This is a genomic window from Herpetosiphon giganteus, assembly GCF_016907925.1.
In the GTDB taxonomy this organism is placed as follows: domain Bacteria; phylum Chloroflexota; class Chloroflexia; order Chloroflexales; family Herpetosiphonaceae; genus Herpetosiphon; species Herpetosiphon giganteus.
The window spans coordinates 352,651-370,644 of record NZ_JAFBCZ010000001.1; the positions used below are offsets into that span (position 1 = coordinate 352,651).

The following is a 17,994-nucleotide window of genomic DNA, read 5'->3' on the forward strand; positions in this document are numbered from 1 at the left end:
GAGATCGTGTGAAAGTCACAACTGAACAATTGCCAAAGCGCATTGTTGCGCTTGAGATCGAGCCAGACGCAGCGACGATAGAAAAAGAGTTGAACAAAGCCGCCCAACGGATTGCCAGCAAGGTTGCGATTCCAGGCTTCCGCAAGGGTAAGGCTCCTCGCTTTATCGTTGAAAATTATTACGGCAAGGCCGCGATTTTAGAAGAAGCGACCGACGAAATTATTAATGTGGCCTTCCGCGCTGCCCTCGATCAAGAAAAAATTACGCCAGTTGCCCAAGCTTCATTGGAAAAAGTCGAAGCTGAACCATTCCGCTTCCGCATTTTGGTTCCCGTCGAGCCAGAAGTGAACTTGCCCGATTACAAGGCAATCACGGTTGATTTGACCGAAGAACCAGTGACCGATGCAACCTTGGAAGTGGCGTTGGATCAAGCTCGTGAAAAACACGTCGTGTTGAGCGCTCCCGAAGGAGAGCCAGAAGCAGGCGAAGGCGATCAATTGACCGCTACCGTCCAAACCTTGGTCGATGGCGTGCCATTGCACAAACTCGATGCCGACGATGACGATGATGACGATGATGACGATGATGACGATGATGATGACGACGAAGAAGATGATGATGACGATGATGACGACGACGAAGAAGATGACGATGATGACGACGACGACGATGATGACGACGACGATGATGACGACGATGACGATGACGACGACGATGAAGGTGAACCAACGACCTTAATCATGGAAGAACGTCGCATCGTGCCAGAACTTTATGCAGGCTTGAAAGGCATCAAAGCTGGTGAAACCCGCGAAATTAGCGCCCACCTGCCAGCCGATCATCCAGATGCCCGCGTTGCAGATAAAGATGTTGTGTTCAAAGTAACCGTCAGCGAAATTCAAAATCGCCAATTGCCAGCTTGGGAAGAAGTTCCAGCGTTGGAAGAATTCGAAGGCGACTTGGATGCCTACAAGGCCGACCTGATGGATCGCTTGGTCAAAAATTCAAGCGAACACCATCGCCGCAACGTCTTGAACAAGTACCTCGAAGAAGTTGTTGCTGCAACCACCTTCGATGTGCCCGATGCTTTGGTGGCAGATCGCGCCCACGAATTGCTCCACGAGCAAGTTGAATCGTTGGCTCGCTATGGCATCAACATGGAGCAATATCTGCAAATCGTTGGCAAAACCCACGACGAAGCAGTCCAAGAATTGTTGCCCCGTGGCGAAGAAAGCCTGAAATCGTCGTTGGTTGTGCGCAAAATCGTTGAAGCCGAAGGCTTGAGCGTCGATGATAGCGAAGTTAACGCCGAAATCGAACGCATCTTGAACGATTTCCCTGATGCGCAACGTGGCCCAACCCGCCGCCGGCTCGAAAAAGAGTTGCGCTCGCAAGTTGCTGGCTCGTTGCTCGACAAGAAATTGCAAGATCGCTTGGTCGAATTGGCAACCGGCAGCAGCGCCGCTTAATCTCGCTCGCACCCAGCCCCCTTGTCCAAGCAATTGGGCGAGGGGGATTTTGTTTGAAGGATGAAGGATGAAAAGTCAAAAGTCAGAAGGCAGAAGGCAAAAATCAAAAGCCTATAGCCTATAGCCTATAGCCTATAACCAATAGCCTGCGTACACTTCGCGCTCTTCGCGTCCTTCGCGGTTCCATCCTTCGTGCGCTTCGTGCCCTTCGTGGATCAATACTACAATTCCTATGTTCTATGTTCTATGCTCTCTGTTCTTCTGGCTGCTGCCTTTTGCGGTGGTTTTCTTGTACAATGCAAAGGAATCGCAACCGAATTAGCAGCAAGATTGGAGATTGGCATGGCTAGTTTGAGTGAAGCAATTGGCGCAATTATCAAACGCAAACGCACCCGCGACCGCTTAACCCAAAATGACTTAGGCGCAAAAGTCGGCGTTTCTGGCTCGTATATTAGCGCGGTTGAGGCAGGCAACACCTCGCCGCGGATTGCCGAAGTCGAAGGCGTAGCCCAAGTGTTCCGCACCACCGCCTTGGAAATGATCAGCGAAGCAGCCTCGTCCGAAACCAAAATCTACTCCGATTCGCGGCGCGAACAAGAGGCGCTACTTTCAATTTTTACCACGCTCAGCCCCGATCGTCGCCAACAAGTGTATGAGTTTGTGCTCTTTCAGCGCGATTTACAAGATCGCAACGATGATAAGCGCAACAATTAACCCAATTGATGGTCAAGAATCTGCTTGTAAGTGCCCCGCATGAGGCAAGCCTCGCTTGGGTGTTTTGGCGCAGCAGCGCTTGATATGCTATGATGCGCCTCGCAACGAAGCAGCATCCGCACAAATACCCACAGGATTTTCCCTCAAAGCCTAGACCGATACAAGGAGGTTTTGCTTGGCAAAAGCAAAAAAAGCCGATAAGAAAATTGGGGTTATGGTTGGGCGTGAATGGTCGTGGCCACCGGCATTTATCGAGGAAGTCAACCGCCGCAATCTTGGCGTAACCGCCGAATATTTGCAATTGGGCGGCACTGCCATGAACGAGCCGAGTGAGTACGCTGTAATCGTTGACCGCATCTCCCACGAAATCCCCTACTATCGAACCTATCTCAAAAATGCTGTGCTTCAAGGCACGGTTGTCGTCAATAATCCATTTTGGTGGAGCGCTGACGATAAGTTTTTTGGCGCATCACTTTCCGATGCAATCGGGGTCAAGCATCCGCGCACCATCGCCTTGCCATCACATTCGTATGTCGAGGGTGTGGTCGATGAATCGCTGCGCAATTTGATCTACCCGATTCCGTGGGAAGCGCATGTCGAGGCCGTCGGCGGCTTTCCGGTTATTCTCAAGCCAGCTTGGGGAGGTGGCTTCAAGCAGGTGTTCAAGCTCTACAACTACGATCAGTTGTACGATGCCTACAACACCACCGGCACCGAATGTATGATGCTGCAAGAATGCATCGAATGGGAAAAATATGCCCGCGTGATGTGTATTGGCAAAGAGCATTTTATGGTGATGAAGTTTGATGCTAATGCGCCATGGCCCCATCGCTACTTCCACGAGCCAGGTTTTCTCACCCCCGAAGAGGGCCAACAGGTCTTGGATGGAGCGCGCAAGCTCAACGAAGCGCTTGGCTACGATATGAACACGGTTGAGTTTGCGATTAAAGATGGCATTGCCTATGCGATCGATTTTACCAATCCGGCACCCGATATGGATATTAATTCGCTGACCGACCACTACTTCCCGTGGGTGGTCAACGCCATGGCCGATATGTGTATTGATTATGCCTTAGGCAAACGCAAACAATCCAAAGTCACCTATCAATGGAACTCGTTGCTCACCGCGAGTAGCAAACCCAAAGCTCGTTCAACCACAACCAGTGAATAAGAATGGTTAAGCAAGCGCGAGCATAGCCGCTACGTTGGCTATGCTCGTTGCTGCGATTGATGGAGCGGCCTATGTTAGAGCAAGCGATTCGTGATTATCACGCCCTCCTCACGCCCGATCTCGCGCGCGCTTCCCAAGAACGATTGACCAGCCTGCAACAGCAAGAAAATCTTTTTTTTGGCACGCGTCCGTTGTGCAATGTTTTGCGCCCGCATTTTCTCAGCGTTGAGCAATCGGGCTTAATTAGCTCGGTTTCGCAATTGGTCGCCGAAGCAGCCCGCAGCGTGGTTGAGTATGCACTGCGCACGCCTGCGGTGCTTGATCTGCTGGCCTTGACCGAGGGGGAACAACGCTTAATTAGCTATGAGCCTGGCTACCGCGAGTTGAGCGTTTCGTCGCGGCTAGATTCATTTTTGACCAGCGATAGCAGCTCGTTCCAATTTGTTGAGTATAACGCCGAAAGCCCTGCCGCCATCGCCTACGAAGATATTCTTTCGCAGGTGTTTGAGCAATTGCCAATTATGCAGGAGTTTCAGCGCCACTATCAGGTTGCCAGTTTGCCAGCCCGCCAGCGCTTGTTGGAAACATTTTTGGCAATTTATCGCGAATGGGGCGGCAATGACGAGCCACAGATTGCGATTGTCGATTGGCATGGCTTGCCAACGCTCTCTGAGTTTCAACTATTCCAGCAATACTTTGGCGAGCATGGCTTGAACACTGTGATTTGTGCGCCAGAAGAATTGCGCTATCACGCTGGCACGCTGTATGCCAATGATACGCCAGTTAACTTTGTGTATAAACGCTTGTTGACCACTGAGTTTTTGCAGCGCTTGGGCAACGAAGCCTTCGAGCATCCATTAACTCAGGCCTATCGCGATGGGGCGATTTGCTTGGCCAATAACTTCCGCGCCAAATTGCTGCACAAAAAAATGATCTTCGGCTTACTCTCAGATCCAGCAATTACTAGTGCAGCGGGCATTAGCCAAGCCACCCAGCAACAGCTTGCCCAGCACATTCCATGGACGCGGCGGGTCGCAGCGGGACGCACCGATTATGCTGGCAACGAGGTTGAATTGCTTGAATTTATCAAGCAAAACCGCGATCGGCTGCTGCTCAAACCCAACGACGATTACGGCGGCCATGGCATTACGATTGGCTGGGAAACCGAGGCCGAAGCCTGGGATGCGGCAGTTGAGCAAGCGTTAACTGAGCCATTTGTGGTGCAAGAGCGGGTGGTCATCGCCTACGAAGATTATCCAGCCATGGTTGATGGCCAATTGCAGATTAGCCAGCGCTTGGTTGATACCGATCCATTTTTATTTGGCACCGAAGTTCAAGGTTGTTTGACGCGCTTGTCGACCGTGACCTTGTTGAATGTGACCGCCGGCGGCGGCTCGACCACCCCAACCTTTCAGGTCGCGAAGCAAGGCGAAATCTCAGCGTAGACAAGCACCAAAACATCAACTATCCTAATGGGCATTACCACAGGTAGCAACCCACCACAGCCCACTATCAACTGACACACCAACGGGGGAGCTTATGGAATATCGTGATCCGGGGCATCCAAACTTTCCGTTTACGATTGGGATCGAAGAAGAATACCAAATTATCGATCCTGAAACCCGCGAATTGAAGTCGTACATCACTCAAATTCTTGACGAAGGTCAGTTGATTTTACGCGAACAGATGAAGCCCGAAATGCACCAATCGATTGTCGAGGTGGGCACGCACGTCTGTCGCACGGTCGATGAAGCTCGCAACGAAATTATTCGCTTGCGCGGGGCGATTGGCAGTTTGGCTGCGAGCAAAGGCCTGCGGATTGCCGCCGCTGGCACGCACCCATTTTCGTCGTGGCAAAAGCAAGATATTTATCCCCACGAACGCTATTATGGCGTGATTGAGGAGATGCAAGAGGCAGCGCGGCGTTTGTTGATTTTCGGCATGCATGTGCACATCGGCATGCCCGATAACGAAACCTGCATCGAAATTATGAACGTAGCGCGCTACTTTCTGCCGCATTTGTTGGCGCTTTCAACTTCATCGCCATTTTGGATGGGCCGCAAAACTGGCTTCCAATCGTATCGCTCGATCATCTTCACCAACTTCCCACGCACTGGCATTCCTGATACTTTCCAATCGTATGCTGAATTTGAGCAATATATCAACATTTTGCTCAAAACTCATAGCATCGACAATGGCAAAAAAGTGTGGTGGGATGCGCGGCCACATCCAATGTTTGGCACGCTGGAAGTGCGGATTTGCGACATTGCGACCAAAGTTGATGAAGCAATTATGATTGCTGGCTTGATTCAAGCGATTTTTGTCAAAATTTATAGCTTGTTCCGCCAAAACCAAACCTTCCGCGTCTACAGCCGCGCCTTGATCAACGAGAACAAATGGCGGGCAGCCCGCTACGGCATGGGTGGCAAGTTGATCGATTTTGGCAAGCGCGAAGAGCTATCAGCCCATGATCTGATGGTTGAATTGCGCGAGTTTGTCGACGATGTGGTTGATGATCTTGGTTCGCGGGCCGCCATTGATTATATTGACCAAGTGCTGAAGCATGGCACCAGTGCCGAGCGCCAACTGCGCACCTATGAAGAAACTGGCGATATTAAAGCCGTGGTCGATCAGCTGATTCGCGAAACCATGGAAGGCGTGCCGGTTGACCAAGCAACCCAAGAAGTGAGTGGCTAAAGCCGCGCTCCTCGCCAGCCCTCTCCCTTCCAACGGGCGAGAGGGCTGAGTGAGGGAAAACCATGAGCAACACCAATATCAGAATGCTCCCTCCTATGCTTGAGATAATCCATTTTCTTAGCATCTGGCGCTTCCTTTCAATCAGGTTCGCTATTCCACTCACCGTCGAGTATAGCGATTCGTCTGCCCACGAAGTAGCAAATTTGGAGCAGAATCGTTGCAAGGATGCAGCTAAAAAGCCAAGAGCAGCGCCGTAGCACTGCTCAAACGATCGATACCCGATTAAATTGAAATTATAATAGTTTGAATGTTTGATAAGGCTGCGCGCATGCCACCACAGCGTGACGCTATTGCGCAGAATTGCTCTTGGCTAGCGCCTCTCACCGCACTAGCTACGAGCCGAGGTAGCGCCTCTCACCGCACTACCAACAAACCCCTTATCAATTAACTCAGACCTCCTTGATTGTCGATGTGTATGTTTTCCTAAGTGCTTCGCTCACGTAGGAGTATAGCAGCGAGCAAGCCTAAAAAAGTCGCAAAAAAGTCGCAGCTTTTGCAACGTTCCTGCGACTTTTGCTCCAGCAAGCGCGCGAAGGCTATTGGGATTATGATCCACGAAGAGCACGAAGAGCACGAAGGCCGGAAACCGCGAAGGACGCGAAGAGCGCGAAGGTTAAGTTTTTTTGCCACAGATTGCACAGATTGTTTTGATTATGTTCCTATAGCCCATAGCCATCAGCCCATAGCCTCGCTTTCTCTGCGCCTCTGCGTTAAAAGCTCTATGCTCTATGTTCTGCATTTCATCCTTCATCCTTCATAATTCATCCTTCATAAACCCCTTGGAATGACCTGTGCTATACTGCTGAGTAACGCAATGTTGCAACGAGTGTAGATCGTGGAAGTTCTGGAGGGCGCGATGAGGCTCCTGTCGGTTAGTGACGAAGTAGTTAGCATGTTGCAAACATCGGCGCTGCACCAACGTGTAGGGGCGATCGATGCGATTGTCGGCTGTGGTGATTTACCACCAAGTTACCTTGAGTATCTGGTTTCGATGCTCAATGTTCCCTGCTTTTACGTTAACGGCAATCATGATGCCCCTGAGCAGCATGAAAACGGCAGAGTTTCGACCAAACCACAGGGCTGCGATAACCTCGATTTGCGGGTTGCAATGGTGAATGGGCTATTAATCGCTGGGGCTGGCGGCGTGTTACGCTATCGCCCAGGCGAACATCAATATAGCGAAGCGGAATGGGCTTGGCGCATGACCATGCTCAGCGCCCGGGTCTTTTTTGCCCAAATGCGCCATCGCCAGCGGCTTGATGTGTTAATTACCCACACCCCACCAGCAGGCTTGCACGATGGCATTGGCGCACATCGCGGGCCGCAAGCGCTACGGCGCTTTATCGATCGGATTGCACCACGCTATCTTATTCATGGCCATGTGCATTTAAATTATGGCTATGGCGATCAACGGCCTTTGCAATATGGTGATACACTAATTGTAAATACCCATGGCTATCGCTTGCTCGATATTGAACCAATGGCGGCCTTGAGCAACGCCAGAGCCAGTTAATCGAATGTCAACACAGTATGCAACGACGCTCCCCATTGGGAGCGTTTTTTTCTTTGGGAGTCAGCAATGCTAACGTATTTGGTAACATTAACCATTGTCGTCGATCGGGCAATCTACGAACCACATTTGCCTGATCATTTAGCATATTTGGCCCAGCTCAAAGCCGCTGGCCACTTGTTGCTCTCTGGCCCCGCCACCGACCGTCGGGGTGGCTTTGTCTTATTGCAGGCCGATTCGTTGGCAGCTGCAAGAGATCTTGTCGAAGAAGACCCATTAGTAGCACGAGGCTTGGATTCCTACGAGATTCGCGAATGGCGCATCACCGAGGGCCAGCCACAGCAGATTGTTCCATCGTGGTAACAACAACAATCTAGCAAACACACAACGGTGTCATATCAGGCCAAGCTCGCCGACACCAAGGAGGAACTTAAGATGGGCTACAATCAATGGATCGATCAGCAAGTTGATAGTGATTTCCAAAAAGCGCGATTTAGCGCCTTTCTGAATGCCATAAAAGCGCGGTTGCGCGACGAACCCCAAACGCTTTTGCCATTTGAAGAGGTTCGCGCCCGCCTGAATATTCGCAGCCAAACCGACCGTGGCATGCAAATCGTGCCTTTGGCTTCAATTATTGGCAGCGAAGGCCGCTATAGCGATTTCGACCGCCAGTTTTTGCCACGCCACGAAGTAACCAAAGCCCGTTGGAAAAACGTCGATCGGGCGCATTATAGCGATGTCTTGCTGCCGCCAATCGAGCTGTATCAAATTGGCGAGGTTTATTTTGTGCGCGATGGCAATCATCGGGTTTCGGTTGCGCGTCAACAAGGCCAAGATTTTATCGATGCCCATGTGATCGAATTGCTGAGCGATGTGCCAATCAAGCCAAGCATGACCCAAAATGAATTAAATCAATTGGAAGAACGCTCAGATTTTTTGGAATGGACAAATTTGGCCCAGCTGCGGCCAGAAGCCCAATTTATTGAGCTAACCAAACCCAGCGGCTATTTGGATTTGATTCGGCATATCAACGGCCATCGCTATTTCAAATCGTTGGAGCTTGGCGAAGACCCAAGCAGCGAAGAAGCGATTTTAAGCTGGTACGACAATATTTATAAACCCTTGATCGACGAAATTTACGATACTGGTATTTTGGCGGCATTTCCAGAGCGCACCGCCACCGACTTGTATCTGTGGATTATGGATCATCGCCATTATCTGACCCAAACCGAGGGGATTGATCCCGGCCCGAAAACTGCCGCGATCGACTATACCCGCCACTATGGCGAGCGCAAAAATCGGGTTAAATTGCCCGATCCACCAAGTGCGGTTGAAATAGAATTTTTGCATTGGAGCAAGCTTAATCTATTGCGCCAAGATGTGCGGGTGCCACTCAGCAACGACAACGATTATGCCCGCATCAAATTGCATGTGATCGATCATCAATATTTTATGGGCAAAGATCTTGATCGCGAAGTGACGTTTGAGGAAGCGGTGCAAAGCTGGTACGACACGGTGTATCGCCCAGTTACCCAAGCCATCGCCCAGCAACACATTGGCGAGATGTTTCCCAAGCATACAATTGGCGATTTGTATTTGCTCATCACCGATTATTTGCATATGCTGCGCGGCCAAGGCGTGGAAATTCAGCCAGTGCAAGCGGCGCGTGAATATGCAGAACGCTTTGGCAGCGAACGCGGAGCCTTTTTGACTGGTGTGCTGCATCGAGCACGACGCTTGATGAAACGTGCCTTTGCAACAACTTAGTTACACAGTTGTGACCTAATTTTCAGCATTGAAGCCCTGGTTGTGCGCTATAATGACCCCACAGGATAGCCCAACCATGGGCTTTTTGTTTGAGTAGGTTCCATGCAAATAGCTTTAGTTCACGATTATTTGAATCAATATGGTGGCGCGGAACGGGTGCTCGAAGTGTTGCACGCGATGTTTCCGCAAGCCCCAATCTATACATCAATTTACGATGCCGAGGCCATGCCCAACGAATATCGCAGTTGGGATATTCGGACCTCGTTTATGCAAAAGCTCCCAGGCTGGCGCAAGCATTTTCGTAAATATTTCTTGCTCTATCCCAGTGCCTTCGAGCATTTTGACCTCAGCGCCTACGATTTGGTTATTAGCTCATCGAGCGCCTATGCCAAGGGCGTCATTACCAAGCCCGGCGCGCGCCATTTGTGCTATTGCCACACCCCAATGCGCTTTGCTTGGCGCACCGACGATTACGTCAAACGCGAGCAAATTAGCGGCATCTTTGGGGCGATTCTGCCCTTCTTCCTGACCTATTTGCGCTTGTGGGATGTGCAATCGTCGGCGCGGGTTGATCGTTTTATTGCCAACTCGCGCACGGTTGCCGAGCGAATTGGCCATTTCTACAAACGCCCTTCGACGATCATCACGCCACCAGTTGAATTGCAGCCATTCGCGCCCCAGCCATCTGAAGATTTTTATCTGGCTGGCGGGCGCTTAGTGCCCTACAAACGACTCGATTTGGCGATCAAAGCCTGTACGAAGCTTGGCTTGCCCTTAGTGATTTTTGGTGATGGCCGCGATCGGGCCGAGCTAGAAAAAGTTGCTGGGCCAAGCGTGCGCTTCGTCGGCAAAGTCGATGATGCAAGTTTGCGCAGTTTGTATGCTCGCTGTCGCGCCTACTTAATGCCAGGCGAAGAAGATGCAGGCATTCAGCCGCTCGAAGCTATGGGTGCAGGCCGCCCAGTTATCGCCTACAAAGCAGGCGGCGCACTCGATAGCGTGATCGAAGGCCAAACTGGACGCTTCTTCAGCCAACAAACGGTCGAAGATTTGGCCAATGCCATTCTTGCTAGCCAAAACGATCACTACGATCCAACGGCAATTCGTGGTCATGCCGAGCAATTTGCTCGTCCAGCCTTCGAGGCCCGCATTCGCGCCGAAATTGAAACGCTGTTGAGCGAGGGTTCAGGGGTCAGGGGCTAGAGAAGGATGAAGGATGAAGGATGAATTATGAGGGATGAAAATTAGAGCATAGAACATAGATCATAGAACATAGCCATCGGGGGTTAGGGGCTAGGGGTCGGGGGTTAGAAGGATAATTAGTGAAATTCGTGCAATTCGTGGCTAAGAAATCTTCTCGTTCTTCGCGGTTTCAGCCCTTCGTGACCTTCGTGGATCAAATAAGGATAAATTATGGAATTACGCCGATATTTTGCGATTGTACAGCGTTCGTGGTGGCTGGTGCTGGGTGTGCCGCTGCTCGTGCTGTTGGTTTCGCTACTCAGCTTTCAGCCTGATCCACAGCGCTATCGGGCCAACGCCAAGTTTGCCATCACCCACGCGCCAGTTGGCGGCAACGAAGTGCTGCCCGACATGAATATTTACAATTCGTGGCAAAGCACCCAATTCATTGTTGACGATTTGCCGGGAGTCGTGCGCTCCGAAGCCTTTGCCCAAGCAGTCAGCACTTGGATTGCCAGCAATCGCAATCTGCAACTCGACGCTGGCACAGTCAAAGGCATGATCACGGCGGTTGAGCAAGAACATCGTATTGCCACAATTCTGGTTGATGCTGATACTGCTGAGCAAGCCACGGCGATTGCTGCTGGCAGCATTGCGGTGCTCGATGAACAAGGCTTGCAATGGTGGAATCGGGCGCAATGGGGCACGTTGGCGGTCGAAACCCTCGAATTACCAACCACGGCTACCGTCCTCAGTCGCTGGCCACAGCCAATCACCCGTTTGGCCTTGCGCTTAGTTTTGGCCTTGGTGGCTGGGTTTGGCTTGGCCTTCTTGCGCCACTACCTCGACCGTACCGTGCGTGAGCAGAGCGATTTGGCCCAGCTGAATGTGCCAGTGCTCAGCGCTATTCCAAAGGAGTCGTAATGCTTCGACCACAAGATTACTTGGCAATTTTGTTTCGGCGCTGGTGGGTGATTGTGCTAATTGGCTTTGCTAGCGCCGCTGCGGCCTATGGATTTAGCAAATTGCAAACGCCATTGTATCGCGCCCAAACCACCTATAATGTGATCACCAGCCGCTATGATCAGGGCTTGACCATGCAATTGCCCAGCGTCATGGGCAACTGGCCTGGCCAATTGACCGATGCGCGCTTGCAAGAAATTAGCAACCAATTGCAATTGGATCGCACGCCCGATTATTTGCGCAAATATATTGCGATTCAACCGCAGCCCGATCAATTGCTGCTGACGATCAATGTTGATTATCCTGATCCGAAAAAAGCGGTTGAATTGGCTGATGCCTTGGGCGAAACGCTCAAAAGCGAAGTTGCTGGATTAAATGCGCTGCGTTTGAGCACCGATGCAATTAATATTCGCGTTCAGCAACCAGCCAAATACATCGAACTGGCCTCGCCAAAAACCAAAATCAATGTGCTGGCTGGCGGAATTTTGGGCGGCATCATTGGTATTTTGGTGGCCTTTGCGCTTGAATATTTCGATGATCGGATCAAATCCAACAACGATATTGAACGCTGGACAGGCCTGCCAACCTTGGGCAGCATTCCCGAACACTAAGCGTCGGCCTGAGCCAACCAATTAGATAGAGGTAGTTATTGTGGCATTAGATTTAATTACGTTGCGCGATCCACGGGCCGCCGCCGCCGAAGCCTATCGCACCTTGCGCACCAATATTCAATTTTCATCGATTGAGCGCAAATTGCATACAATTTTGGTCACCAGCAGCGTGCCCGATGAAGATAAAAGCCTTGCCTTGGCCAATTTGGCCGTCACCTTTGCCCAAGCAGAGCAGCGGGTGATTGTACTCGATTGCGATTTGCGACGGCCTAGCTTGCACAGCTTGTTTGGAGTAAGCAACGATCGCGGCCTAAGCCAAGCGATGAGCCAAAACAGCGATTTGTCGCTGCTCAAAACCGAGGTCGATGGCTTGCAAATGTTGCCAGCTGGCGCAACCCCGCCCAGCCCAGCCGATTTGCTTAGCTCCAAACGCTTCGATAGCGTACTCCGCGATCTCAAGCAACAAGCAGATATTGTGTTGATCGATGCGCCGCCAGTCTTGGCCGCCAGCGATGCAGCCTTGTTGGCCACCAAAGTCGATGGCGTGGTGCTGGTGACGCGAGCTGGCAAAACGCGCCGCGATAGTGCGCGCGAAGCTGTGGCCTTGTTGCAACGGGTCAATGCGCATCTGGTTGGGGTTGTTTTGACCAACGCCAAATTGGAACGCGAACGCTACGCTCGCTATTAAGCAATTAGAATCCTGCTCTGATTAACAAGCAGAGGCTATCTATTATCAATTGTATCCAGCAGTCCTTATTTGGATCGCCACCCTTCCGTCCCTCCGCTGGAGGGAAACGCAGGGGGTTTTCATCCCCCTGCACCCCCAAATATTTACGTGCTGGATTGTCAATCCTCTTCTGCTCAATCCGAACTGTTGAGTTTGCGAGGGAATAGATCAGCCTATTGAGTTAATCTAAGAGGGTTTTGGTTACTCTGCTCCAGCATTCTGCACCTGCTATTACCCACGTTTGGAGCGTCGTATGTGTGGCATTACGGGCCATCTCGAATGGCATGGTATGGCTCAGGCGGCAATTCTTGAGCAACAAACCGAGGCAATTCGCCATCGTGGGCCTGATAGCGCAGGCTTTTTTTGGGTTAATCAAGTTGCGTTGGGCATGCGCCGCTTGGCAATTATCGACCTTGCGCATGGCGCGCAACCGATGTTCAGCCGCGATGCTGATTTGGCGTTGGTGTTCAACGGCGAGATTTATAATTTTCAAGCTTTGCGCCAGCAATTACAGCAGCTTGGCCAAACCTTCGATAGCCATAGCGATACCGAAGTGATTGTACGCGGCATCGAACAATGGGGCATTGCAGGTTGTGTTGAGCGTTTGAATGGTATGTTTGCCTTGGCGATTTGGCAACAGCAAGCCCAACGGCTCACGCTGGTGCGCGATCGGCTAGGCATCAAGCCGCTCTACTGGTACGCAGATGCCCAGCGCTTGGTCTTTGGCTCAGAGATCAAGGCAATTTTGGCGCATCCGGCAGTGCCACGCCAAATCAATCTCCACGGCCTCGCCAACTACCTCAGTTTTGGCCATAGCCTCGCACCGCAAACCATGCTCGAAGGCATTTACAAAGTCGAGCCAGCCCACATCATGAGCTGGGATATTGCCAATCAAACGCTGCAACAGCAACGCTATTGGCAATTGCAGCCAAACATCACGCCAATTGCCCCTGCCGCCGCCGCCGCCGAAGTCTATAGCCGTTTGCGCGAGGCTGTGCGCTTGCAGCTGATTAGCGATGTGCCGCTGGGGGCGTTTCTCAGCGGTGGCCTCGATTCAAGCATTATCGTGGGCTTGATGAGCCGCTTGGGAGCCGCACCAATTAACACATTTAGCGTTGGTTTTGCCAATCAGCAAGGCTTTAATGAGTTGCCCGATGCGGCCTTGGTGGCGCAGCATTTTGGTAGCAAACACCACGAATTATTGCTCGATGCCAACGATTTGGTTGGCGCTTTGCAAACCTTGGTCTACCACTACGATGAGCCATTTGGCGATGCTGCGGGCTTGCCAGTCTACCTTGTTTCGCGTTTTGCCCGCGAACACGTCAAAGTGGTGTTGACGGGCGAGGGCAGCGATGAACAATGGGCTGGCTATCGGCGCTATCAAGCTGAATTAATTGCCCGAATGCTGCAATATGTGCCTGGCCACCAAGCGCTTGGCGCGCTGATTCGCCAATTGCCACGCAACCGCCGCTTGAAACAGGCAATCCGCAGTTTAGAGCAACGTGATCCTGCTCGACGCTATGCTGCCTGGCTCACCATTGCCGATCTCCAGCAGCGCCAGCGGTTGCTGCAACCGCAGTTGAGTGCAGCGCTTGGTGATTATGCGCCGGAGCAAATTTACGATCAGGTGTATCCCCGCAGCGGCGCAGCCTTGACCAACATGGGCTTGGCTGATTTGCAAACCTGGTTGCCCGATACCTATTTGGAAAAAGTTGATAAGGCTTCGATGGCCGCCAGCATTGAGGCCCGCGTGCCGTTTCTCGACCATACGTTGGTTGAATGGACGATGAATTTGCCGAATAGCTTAAAATTGCGTGGTCGCCAAACCAAGTGGTTATTACGCCAAGCCTTTGGCGAAATGTTGCCCCAACGCACGTTGCGCAAACCCAAACATGGCTTTGCAGTGCCAACCGATCCGTGGTTTCGCGGCGCACTGAGCAACTGGACAGCAGAAATTTTGTTTGATCAACGCACCTTGGCGCGAGGCTTGTTCAACGCCCACGAGGTGAGGCGCATCTATCAAGCGCATCGTGATGGCAAACAAGTCGCTGATACGTTATTGTGGCTATTGCTCAACCTCGAATTGTGGCAACGGATCTATCTTGATCGCGAGGCACGGCTATGAATCAACCGTTGGTGCTGCATATTGCCACTGCCGATATGGGCTTGCGCTTTTTGCTGCTCGAACAGCTGCAGGCAATTCAACATGCAGGCTATCAGGTGCGCGGCGTAGCCAGCGACGGCCCCTATCGCGCCGAGGTTGAGGCCGCTGGCATTCCGGTTGAGGTCGTGACGATGCCGCGCTCGGTCACACCAACAAGTGATTTAGTTGCCGTCGCCAAGTTGGTGCGTTTGTTTCGCCGACTCAAACCAACGATTGTGCACACGCATAATCCCAAGCCTGGCTTGCTTGGCCAGCTAGCAGCGCGGCTTGCAGGCGTGCCAATTATCATCAACACGATTCATGGCTTTTATTTTCATGAGCATTCGAGCCCCAAGCAACGCCACTTTTACATTGCCATGGAAAAAATCGCTGCTCGCTGTTCGCATGCGATTCTCTCGCAAAATCGCGAAGATCTGGCCACAGCCCTAGCAACCAAGATTGCACGGCCAGAGCAAATCAGCCTGTTGGGCAATGGCATTAATCTCGATGTGTTTGATCGACGGGCGGTTAGCCAAACCGAGGTGGCAGCAGCTCGCCAAGCCTTGGGTATTCCCGCCGATGCGCAGGTGATTGGCGCAGTTGGGCGTTTGGTGGCTGAAAAAGGCTATCACGAGTTGTTTCGGGCTTGCCAACAGCTGATGGCAACCAGACCAAATGTGCATTTGTTGGTGGTTGGCCCAGAAGAACCACATAAAGCCGATGGCCTAACTGCTGCAAGCGCCGCCGACTATGGCATTGCTGAGCGCAGCCATTTTGCAGGCATGCGCCGCGATATGCCCGTGCTCTATCACTTGATGGATGTTTTGGCCCATCCATCGTATCGCGAGGGCTTTCCGCGTGCGCCGATGGAAGCCAGCGCGATGGGCGTGCCAGTCGTGGCTAGCGCTATTCGTGGCTGTCGCGAAACCGTGGCCCATGGCCTGAATGGCATGTTGGTGCCAGTGCGCGACGCTGCGGCCTTAGCTCAGAGCCTTGGCCGCATCCTCGATGATCGGGTTGTGCGCGAGGCGTTTTCGCGCTTAGCTCGCCAAGTTGCTGAGCGTGAGTTTGATCAACAACGGGTTTTTGAGCGGGTGCTGTTGAGCTACGCCGAGCAATTGCAAGCCCGAGGCCTCGCCGTGCCAGCACCAATTCGCCGTTAATCGTGGCCTTGAATATATTTGGGCAGCATTTGCTCCCAATATGGCCAATCGTGGGCCCAGCCATCCCAAACCCGCAAGGCATTGCCAACCCCGTGATTCCATAAATTATCCGAAAGCACTTGGTTGCTGTGGTAGCTGGGGTCGTCGCGGCCAATCGCCAAAATAATATCCAGCTGGCGCAAATGGGCTAGTTGGTTGACATCGTGCAAATTGGCGGTGTACTCGGTTGGCGTGTTGAAATAGACCTGATCATCGCTATAGCCATCCATAAATGAACGCATATTGTAGCGACCACTCAAGCCCAAGCAACGCCGAAACAGGTGGGGGTGGCGCAAGGCAAGATTCACCGCGTGAAAGGCTCCAAACGAACAGCCAAGGCTCATTAAAAATTGATTTTGATTGAAATTACGCAGCCACGGCACAACTTCGCCGATCAAATACTGTTCATATTGCAGCTGGCGGCCAATACGCCCGCTAGGATGCGCCCATTTGCAATACCAACTTTCAGCATCAACACTATCAACACAAATTAATTGGAGCCACCCACGCTCAAGGTGTTCGGCCAAAAGCCCGGTCATACCACGATCTTCAAATTCGAAAAAACGGCCCATTGAGGTTGGAAAAACCAAGACAGGCGCGCCATGATGGCCAAACAACAAAAGCTCCATGTCGCGGCCAAGCGCTGAACTATGCCAACGATGATATGAACGATGCATCGGCGTTCCTCACACTGAGAACCATCACAGCGAGTATAGCATGAACCAGCATTTGCGGCTTAACAAAATGCGCGAAGCACCCTACAATAGCCCAAACATGCTGTGAGCAAAGGATTTCTCGACCATGGATTTAACGACTGCAATGCCCGCCAACCCAGTTGAAAAAGCTGGCTATCGCTTAGAATTTCAGGATGAATTTAGCACCAACACGCTTGATCAAGCCAAATGGCTGCCATTTTACCTGCCGCAATGGAGTTCACGTGAGCGTTCAGCGCCACGCTATCAATTAGCCAGCAGCAGTTTAGTGCTCGAAATTCAGGCCGATCAAGCGCCATGGTGTCCTGAGTTCGATGGCCAAACTCGCTGCTCGTCGTTGCAAACGGGGGTGTTTGGCGGAGCGTTGGGCAGCCCATTTGGCCAACATCGCTTCAACCAAGCCTGTGTGGTGCGCGAGTTGCAAGATTCAATGCAGATCTACACGCCGCACTATGGCTATTTTGAAATGCGCGCCAAAGCCACAATTGGCCCAAATAACGTCGTGGCCTTGTGGATGATTGGCTTCGAAGATCAGCCAGAACATTCCGGCGAGCTAGCAATTATGGAGATCAAAGGCTGGAATATTGGCGCTGAGAGTTTGAAATTAGGCTATGGCGTGCATCCTTGGGGCGATTCACAGCTCACCGATGAGTTTTTTGAGGATGAGGTGGCGCTTGATGTGGGTGAGTATCATATTTACGCTGCTGAATGGACACCCAGCCAGATTGATATTTATCTTGATAATCGTAAATTGCGCACGATTCAGCAATCGCCCAGCTATCCAATGCAATTTATGCTGGGGATTTATGATTTGCCGCAGCGCCAATCAAGCACAGTTGCGTATCCCCACAAATTTGAGATCGATTATGTGCGTGGCTATCAGCCATTGAATGGGTATTAAATTCAATTAATTTCGCCACCCTTCCGTCCCGCCGACGGCGGGAGACGCAGGGGTTTTCATCCCCCTGCACCCCTTACTGCATGACATCCAGCCCAAGAACGGGCAATGGGACGACAACCCGTTCATAGTCAAGCGTCCGAAAGGCAGGGAGTTTCCACGTGATGGTG

16 protein-coding genes are annotated in these 17,994 nt (G+C 51.8%); 15 read left to right on the forward strand and 1 reads right to left on the reverse strand.

What is annotated here, in order from left to right:
- Positions 1-8 precede the first annotated feature (8 nt).
- From JOD20_RS01535 to JOD20_RS01600, 14 genes are all read left to right on the forward strand, one after another.
- Positions 9-1,466, forward strand: a complete 1,458-nt coding sequence (locus JOD20_RS01535) for a trigger factor (protein ID WP_204753580.1) — start codon at positions 9-11, stop codon at positions 1,464-1,466.
- 342 nt (positions 1,467-1,808) lie between these two features.
- Positions 1,809-2,180, forward strand: a complete 372-nt coding sequence (locus JOD20_RS01540) for a helix-turn-helix domain-containing protein (protein ID WP_054535662.1) — start codon at positions 1,809-1,811, stop codon at positions 2,178-2,180.
- Positions 2,181-2,355: 175 nt separating this feature from the next.
- Positions 2,356-3,351, forward strand: coding sequence for an ATP-grasp domain-containing protein (locus tag JOD20_RS01545; RefSeq protein ID WP_083469970.1), 996 nt, complete (start codon positions 2,356-2,358; stop codon positions 3,349-3,351).
- A 71-nt stretch (positions 3,352-3,422) separates the two neighbouring features.
- Complete coding sequence (locus JOD20_RS01550; protein WP_204753581.1) at positions 3,423-4,796, forward strand: hypothetical protein; 1,374 nt, start codon at positions 3,423-3,425, stop codon at positions 4,794-4,796.
- A 94-nt stretch (positions 4,797-4,890) separates the two neighbouring features.
- Complete coding sequence (locus tag JOD20_RS01555; RefSeq protein WP_204753582.1) at positions 4,891-6,048, forward strand: carboxylate-amine ligase; 1,158 nt, start codon at positions 4,891-4,893, stop codon at positions 6,046-6,048.
- A gap of 952 nt (positions 6,049-7,000) precedes the next feature.
- Entirely contained in the window at positions 7,001-7,621 is a 621-nt protein-coding gene (locus JOD20_RS01560; protein ID WP_204753583.1) for a metallophosphoesterase, read from the forward strand.
- A gap of 66 nt (positions 7,622-7,687) precedes the next feature.
- Positions 7,688-7,981, forward strand: coding sequence for a YciI family protein (locus JOD20_RS01565; RefSeq protein WP_204753584.1), 294 nt, complete (start codon positions 7,688-7,690; stop codon positions 7,979-7,981).
- A gap of 72 nt (positions 7,982-8,053) precedes the next feature.
- Complete coding sequence (locus JOD20_RS01570; protein ID WP_204753585.1) at positions 8,054-9,385, forward strand: P-loop NTPase family protein; 1,332 nt, start codon at positions 8,054-8,056, stop codon at positions 9,383-9,385.
- A 102-nt stretch (positions 9,386-9,487) separates the two neighbouring features.
- Positions 9,488-10,588 carry a glycosyltransferase gene (locus tag JOD20_RS01575; RefSeq protein WP_204753586.1) on the forward strand — a complete coding sequence of 367 codons (1,101 nt, stop codon included), beginning with the start codon at positions 9,488-9,490 and terminating at the stop codon, positions 10,586-10,588.
- Positions 10,589-10,798: 210 nt separating this feature from the next.
- A complete protein-coding gene (locus JOD20_RS01580; RefSeq protein ID WP_204753587.1) occupies positions 10,799-11,491 on the forward strand; it encodes a YveK family protein in 693 nt (230 codons plus the stop codon).
- On the forward strand, positions 11,491-12,141 hold the full coding sequence (locus JOD20_RS01585) for a YveK family protein (RefSeq protein ID WP_204753588.1): 651 nt from the start codon (positions 11,491-11,493) through the stop codon (positions 12,139-12,141). The genes JOD20_RS01580 and JOD20_RS01585 overlap by 1 nt, the downstream gene beginning before the upstream one ends.
- Before the next feature lie 40 nt (positions 12,142-12,181).
- Positions 12,182-12,829 carry a polysaccharide biosynthesis tyrosine autokinase gene (locus tag JOD20_RS01590; protein WP_204753589.1) on the forward strand — a complete coding sequence of 216 codons (648 nt, stop codon included), beginning with the start codon at positions 12,182-12,184 and terminating at the stop codon, positions 12,827-12,829.
- Positions 12,830-13,121: 292 nt separating this feature from the next.
- Positions 13,122-14,993, forward strand: a complete 1,872-nt coding sequence (asnB, locus tag JOD20_RS01595; protein WP_204753590.1) for an asparagine synthase (glutamine-hydrolyzing) — start codon at positions 13,122-13,124, stop codon at positions 14,991-14,993.
- Positions 14,990-16,174, forward strand: a complete 1,185-nt coding sequence (locus JOD20_RS01600; RefSeq protein ID WP_204753591.1) for a glycosyltransferase family 4 protein — start codon at positions 14,990-14,992, stop codon at positions 16,172-16,174. The genes asnB and JOD20_RS01600 overlap by 4 nt, the downstream gene beginning before the upstream one ends.
- Here the strand turns inward: JOD20_RS01600 and JOD20_RS01605 are convergent.
- On the reverse strand, positions 16,171-16,890 hold the full coding sequence (locus tag JOD20_RS01605) for an esterase family protein (RefSeq protein ID WP_204753592.1): 720 nt from the start codon (positions 16,888-16,890) through the stop codon (positions 16,171-16,173). The genes JOD20_RS01600 and JOD20_RS01605 overlap by 4 nt on opposite strands.
- 124 nt (positions 16,891-17,014) lie before the next feature.
- On the opposite strand from JOD20_RS01605, the gene JOD20_RS01610 reads away from it, so the two are divergent.
- On the forward strand, positions 17,015-17,827 hold the full coding sequence (locus JOD20_RS01610; protein ID WP_204753593.1) for a glycoside hydrolase family 16 protein: 813 nt from the start codon (positions 17,015-17,017) through the stop codon (positions 17,825-17,827).
- Positions 17,828-17,994 lie beyond the last annotated feature (167 nt).